4 protein-coding genes and 1 pseudogene are annotated in these 4,350 nt (G+C 60.8%); 3 read left to right on the top strand and 2 right to left on the bottom strand.

The window, feature by feature from the left end; all coding sequences use genetic code 11:
• The coding region (locus ACRXB1_RS31645; RefSeq protein WP_449494282.1) for an alpha/beta hydrolase fold domain-containing protein at nucleotides 1-456 on the top strand (456 nt) is incomplete at its 5' end.
• Here ACRXB1_RS31645 and ACRXB1_RS31640 read toward each other — a convergent pair.
• Nucleotides 426-1,268, bottom strand: a complete 843-nt coding sequence (locus ACRXB1_RS31640) for an EcsC family protein (protein WP_449494281.1) — start codon at nucleotides 1,266-1,268, stop codon at nucleotides 426-428. The genes ACRXB1_RS31645 and ACRXB1_RS31640 overlap by 31 nt on opposite strands.
• A gap of 107 nt (nucleotides 1,269-1,375) precedes the next feature.
• Here ACRXB1_RS31640 and ACRXB1_RS31635 point away from each other — a divergent pair, with 107 nt between their 5' ends.
• Together ACRXB1_RS31635 and ACRXB1_RS31630 are read left to right on the top strand one after the other, a co-directional pair.
• Nucleotides 1,376-2,974: an MDR family MFS transporter gene (locus ACRXB1_RS31635; protein WP_062169062.1), complete on the top strand. Its 1,599-nt coding sequence runs from the start codon at nucleotides 1,376-1,378 to the stop codon at nucleotides 2,972-2,974.
• Nucleotides 2,975-3,023: 49 nt separating this feature from the next.
• Nucleotides 3,024-3,494, top strand: a complete 471-nt coding sequence (locus ACRXB1_RS31630) for a MarR family winged helix-turn-helix transcriptional regulator (RefSeq protein WP_061998391.1) — start codon at nucleotides 3,024-3,026, stop codon at nucleotides 3,492-3,494.
• Here ACRXB1_RS31630 and ACRXB1_RS31625 read toward each other — a convergent pair.
• A pseudogene (locus ACRXB1_RS31625) lies at nucleotides 3,491-4,222 on the bottom strand (amino acid deaminase); the annotation flags it as partial. The gene ACRXB1_RS31630 and the pseudogene ACRXB1_RS31625 sit on opposite strands and share 4 nt — an antisense overlap.
• Between the last annotated feature and the right edge of the window lie 128 nt (nucleotides 4,223-4,350).

Here is a 4,350-nt window from a genome sequence, read left to right as displayed (position 1 = left end):
TTCGCATTGCGCGATGCCGGCGACCCGATGCCCGCAGGCGCAGTGTTGTTTTCGCCGTGGACGGACCTGGCGGCGACGGGTGCATCGATCACAACCAACAATGGCCGCGACCCCATGTTCTACGGCCGCGCAATCGCGCCGGCGGGCAAGCTTTATACAGGAAGCGCGGATGTCCACAACCCGTATGTATCGCCGTTATATGGACGCTTCGATGGCTTGCCGCCGGTCTTCATCCAGGCGGGCGACACGGAGGTGCTCTTCGACGATTCCACGCGCTTCGTCGAGAAAGCGCAAGCGGCGGGCGTGAACGTAGAGTTTCAAGTCTTGCCGAACATGCCGCACGCTTTACAGATGCTGGCGCCGTTCGTGCCGGAAGCGAACCGGGCGTTGGAACACGCGGCGCAGTTCGTCCGCCGCGTAGCGCTTCACCGGCCGCTGGAAATATCGATGGTCTGAAACGCGCGCTCCACCGCGAGCTGTCCATATTGGCGCTCCAGCCGGCGCACGGTGAAATGCCCGTGCGCCATCTGCTGGAAGTGATCGATAAACACCGTATTCACCATTGCCCCGAGCACGGCGCCGATCGCGGGAATCGACTTCGCGGCGACCTGTTCGCTGACCTGCACCGAAAAGCGCGACGCCACCGTCTGCAAGAACTTGAGCAACGCCGTCGAGCCATGTCCGCTCAATCCCTTCGCGGCAATCTCGCTCGTCGCCTTGGATACCGACTGCGCCAGCGTCCCGCGCACGATGAAATAACCAATATCGGCGTTGTCGTCGCTCGAACTCGGGCCGCCCATGCCGAGGACCATCAGGCATTGCAACTGGGTATCGATGAGATGAATGTCTTCGCCTTCACTGCGTGCAATGTCGCAGATCGAGCGGAACATCAGCGTGGTCGTGACCGGCAATTCCACCGGTAGCGCGAACATTCCGAACGCGCCGCCCGCCGCGCCGGTCGTCGCCACCGCGAGCTTGTGCATCAGGTTGTGCGGTTTTTCAGGCGGCAGCAGGACGCCATCCACTGAACTTTTGGTCAACGTGCGCAACGCCAGTTGCAGGCATTTCTTGAGCGCGGCCTGCGTGGCGTCATCGATTTTTTCCTGCGCGATGTTCGGCATGCGCGCCATCAGCTTTTCGATGGGCGAGCCCACCACGCTCGCCAGTTTCATCGTCAGGGACGGGCTTTCCAGCGCTTCCTTGGCGCGGCGCAAGGTCGCCAGGTCTTCCGGGGAAAGGGGCGAGACGGAGATTGACGTCGGTTCCATGATGTTTTTCGAAAGGGTCCAGGAAGGATTCAGGCTTTGATTTAGAGCATTATCGCGTGCTATGATTCCCGGTCTGTTGACAAGTCAATCATTGCGGTATCAAAAAAATGGCCGTTCATACTGCCGCGCATCACTCCGCGGGACAAGTACTCCCTTTCCGCGAATCGCTGATGGCGATGCTGGGAATCTGCTTCGTGACCATGCTGGTCGCGCTCGATCAAACCGTGGTCGGCACGGCGTTGCCGACCATCGTTGCCGAGCTTAAAGGTTTCGACCTGTACGCTTGGGTTGCGACCTCGTACTTGCTTACATCGGTCATTACCGTGCCTGTTTTCGGGCGGCTCGGCGATTATTACGGGCGCAAGCCGTTCGTGATTGCATCGATTGTCGTGTTCACCGCGGCGTCTGCGCTTTGTGGCATGGCCAACGACATGCTGTTCCTCGTGCTCGCGCGCGGCCTTCAGGGCATTGGCGGCGGCATGCTGGTCGGAACCGCTTTCGCGTGCATTGCCGATCTGTTCCCCGATTCCGTCGTGCGACTGCGGTGGCAAGTCATGATGAGCTCGGCGTTCGGTATCGCCAATGCGGTCGGCCCGTCGCTCGGCGGCATCCTGACCCAATATTACGGCTGGCGCTCAGTTTTCTATGTCAATTTGCCCGTCGGATTGATATCGGTGTTCTTCGTCTGGCGCTTCCTGCCGCACCTTCGCCACATCAAGCATGAAGGCAAGATGCGACTTGACTGGCAAGGCGCGGGCCTGATCGCGATTGCGCTCGGTTCGTTGCAGTTGTTCGTCGAGATGTTGCCGAAGCACGGCGTTTCAGCGGGAACGCTGGTGCTGCTGGTGGTGAGCGTAGCGTGCGGTTATGCGCTCTGGAAGTGGGAGCGTCGCTGCGATTACGCCATTCTTCCAGTCGATATGTTCCGCAACAAGAGCCTGTCCGCACTTTTCACGCTGGCGATACTCGGCGGTTTCACGATGTTCTCGCTGCTGTTCTACGCGCCGCTGTTGTTCCAGGGCGGGTTCGGCATGTCGCCAAAGGACGCCGGGCTGATCATCACGCCGCTGGTGGTGTTTATTACTATCGGCAGCATTTTGAACGGGCGGATCGTCACGCGGGTGAAGAACCCGAACGCCATGCTGTATGTCGGTTTCGCGTTGCTCGCACTCTCGTGTCTTGGCGTGGTGATCGCGACGCGCTCCATGCCGCGGCCGCTCTTGATGGGAATCATGGTGCTCGGCGGCATGGGTCTCGGTTTCGTCATGCCTAACCTGACGGTGTTCGCGCAATTGACGGCGGGACGTGAGCATCTGGGGATTGCGACGGCGTTGCTGCAATCGCTGCGCATGATTGGCGGCATGGTCGGCACGGCGCTGACCGGCACGCTGATTACGCATCTCTACGCAAGCGGCGTGCGGCTTTCACTCGATAAAGACAACGCCGGCCACTGGTTCGGCGATCTCAGCGATCCGCAAATCCTCATCAACCACGAAGCGCAGACCACGCTCTTGTCGCAACTGATCGCGGCAGGCCATAACGGCGTTGCGCTGCTGGAATCGGCGCGTGAATCGCTGGTGGCGGCAATCCACATCGGTATTGCGGTGGCGGCGGTCGTTGCCGTGGTCGCCGTGTGGCAATCGCGGCGGGTGCCGCCGGTCCGCCTGAAGGGCACGAAGGTGGAGCCGGCCATCATGGCCGAATGAATTCAATGTTGGACGCGCGGCATACACGCGAAGCAGGGAATCAATCAGCATGGACGAAACGGAACGCATCGCGGTCATTCAGCAGTTCGGACGCACTTATCGTGTGTTCATGCAGTCGTTCGAGTCGCAAGTCGGCCAGCCTATGCCGCGTTGGCGCATCCTGATCGCATTGCACGATCATGCGGGCGAGTTGTCGCAGAAGAAGCTGGTCGAGCGGCTGCGCGTCGATCCGGGCGCGCTCACGCGGCAACTGAAAACGCTCGAAGCGCTGGGCTGGATTGCCCGCAGCGTGGATCAGCGCGACAACCGCATCTCCAACGTGATCCTCACCGACGAAGGCCGCGCGGTCGTCAACGCCGGCCTGCCGCGCCGCAACACGTTCCTGAGCGAAACGCTTTCCACGCTGCCCGACGAAGCCATCACGGCGTTGTCGGGCGCGCTGCGTGTGCTGGAGCAGCGCATCATCGAGGTCGCGTCGACGTCCTCGGAAAGCGACGCCACGCTCAGCGACAACGCTTAAAACGCCGTCTCGACCACTTCCTTCACGCGATATTTCGCATCGACAATGAGAATTTGGCGCCATTTGTCGAAGGTAAGGCACGGGTGCGAGATGTCGAACGCGATCATGTCGCCGACCTTGATGTCATCGCCCGGTTTGATTCGCAAGTACGCGTGCTGGTCCATCATGCCGAAGATTTCCCAGCCTTCTCCCGGCGCCACGTCGCGCGGCATTTGCGTGCCGGGGCGGAAGTGGCGTGCGGGTTCGGGCATGCCGGCATCGAACGCTGCGTCGCGTTTCCCCAAGCCGATGATCACGCGATCCGGCTCCGGAATCGACTGCACGTAAGCCCACAATTGCAACGCCGGTTTCAGCCCTTCGCCCATCTTCTTCGCAATCGGATTGCGCGCAAAAATCTCGTTCTGGGCTTTCTTGTAGACGCCGACGTCGTGCGTCAGGTAACAGCCCGGACGCAGGATTACTTCGATGGCGTCGCTATTCGCCTTCGCGAATTCATCGGCGACGACGTCGTACCAGGCCGATCCCGCGCCCGACAGGATCGCCGGTTTGCGTTCGATCTTGCCCTGCGCGACCAGCTCGCGGGTCACGTCCACCGCGTGCTGTAAAAACGCGCGCACCTTCGACTCATCCTGCAGCACGCCTTCATATAATTCGACGCCCGTCAGCTTCACCGTATCCGGCCAGCGCGCGATGGCGGCGAGCACGGCGTCGCGCTGCGCATTATCACGCCGCAGCAATTCGCCAAATAACGGAATCCGATATGAGTGACATTCTCGACCGCATCATCCAGGTCAAGCGCGACGAAATCCGCGTTTCACAAGAAAGCATTTCGGTGGAGGCGCTGCGTTTGCAAGCG

It is taken from the genome of Caballeronia sp. M23-90 (assembly GCF_053574605.1).
The sequence above is the reverse complement of the archived record's forward strand: the minus strand, read 5'-3'. Positions and strand labels throughout refer to the sequence as shown.